The 1,293-nt window shown below is 38.3% G+C and carries 1 protein-coding gene; it reads right to left on the bottom strand.

Annotated features, from left to right (window positions below):
• Window positions 1-262: 262 nt before the first annotated feature.
• On the bottom strand, window positions 263-703 hold the full coding sequence (locus AB1414_21080; GenBank protein ID MEW6609906.1) for a DMT family transporter: 441 nt from the start codon (window positions 701-703) through the stop codon (window positions 263-265).
• Window positions 704-1,293: the final 590 nt, after the last annotated feature.

Raw genomic sequence — 1,293 nt, forward strand, 5'->3', positions numbered from 1 at the left:
GTTAATGCGATCAAAAGAATGAAACGTGATCGCGTTCACCTGGGCCAAAGCGAATTCCCTACCACACTTGTAGCAGATTTGTCGCTCGATCTGTGCCATTTTTGTACCTCCCGAGAACCCTAACGATTGAGCTCACCTGCTGCGAGGGGGAATTACCACTAAACTTTCATAAGCAAGATAAAACTTTGGTAAACTACAAAACTATCTCAAACACGCCACAGCCCCTCGCAGTCAGGTGCAGCGACTGGTTAGACAACATTCCCTACTTAAGTGAAATTACTGCTCCCATGACTACTAATATTACCCCAATGATTTTTTTAAAGGTTATTGGATCTTTTGGAGATTCCAATACTCCAAAATGACTTATTATCATTGCCATTAGTATCTGGCCAGCCATTACGAGGAGAAAAAACTTTCTTGCTCCTATTTTGGGGATAAGAAAAGTTGTCCCAAGAACCATCAAAGCAGCTCCAAGCCCAGTTAAATATAAGTATGGTGGAACCTTCTTAATATTAAAGACTGTTTTATAATCTCCAAAGAAAGCAAAGATAAAGATGGAAGCTATAAAGGCAACCATAAAAAATGATATATTTGCAGTGATAGGAGATCCTAAGTATCTTGATACTGAGCTATTCATCGGTAGATATATCGAGATTATTACACCGACTAAAAAAGCAAGTATTATGTAAGATATTGTCTGCATGGTATTATCCTTTCTCTGTCTAACGATAAAGTTCAGGTGCGGCGGGGAGGATTGCCACTAAACTTTATAAGCAAGATAAAACTTTGAGAGACCACAAAACTTTGACCACGGCACAGTCCCCCGCCGTCAACTGCAACGCAGGGTTAGACAAAAGCTTTGATTCGCTGTCTTTTCCTTTTCCTCTGCCTCACCGAATTATTGTGCATTCCACATTCACGGCTGACCCTAAAATATCTCCTTTTTATTTTCTCACACAAAGCCACAAAGAACACAAAGGTTTATTGTTTTATTCAATTCCTTTGTGACTTTGTGTCTCTGTGTGATTATTTTTATTAGTCTAACCTAGGATTATACTGCCTATTGGCAGTTTTATATTACTGCATTATAAGTTAGGCTATTTACAGAGTAGCATAAATAAAATATTCTGTCAAGAAAAAATTTTAATATCAAAATTAGAAAATACGAGAGCGTTGCGTAGAACTTAAGGCTATATTTACGGTGCGTGGCATTGTGTTACCTCATTTCTTGCCATCTTTTTGTTTCTCTTGACATTTTGGAGTCCCAAAAGATAACCCAGAGGGTCATTAACC

The organism is bacterium (assembly GCA_040755795.1).
Taxonomy (GTDB): domain Bacteria; phylum UBA9089; class CG2-30-40-21; order CG2-30-40-21; family SBAY01; genus JBFLXS01.

Excerpts from the sequence above, each read along its gene's own strand:
- AB1414_21080 (MEW6609906.1), bottom strand. The coding sequence starts at position 703 with ATGCAGACAATATCTTACATAATACTTGCTTTTTTAGTCGGTGTAATA.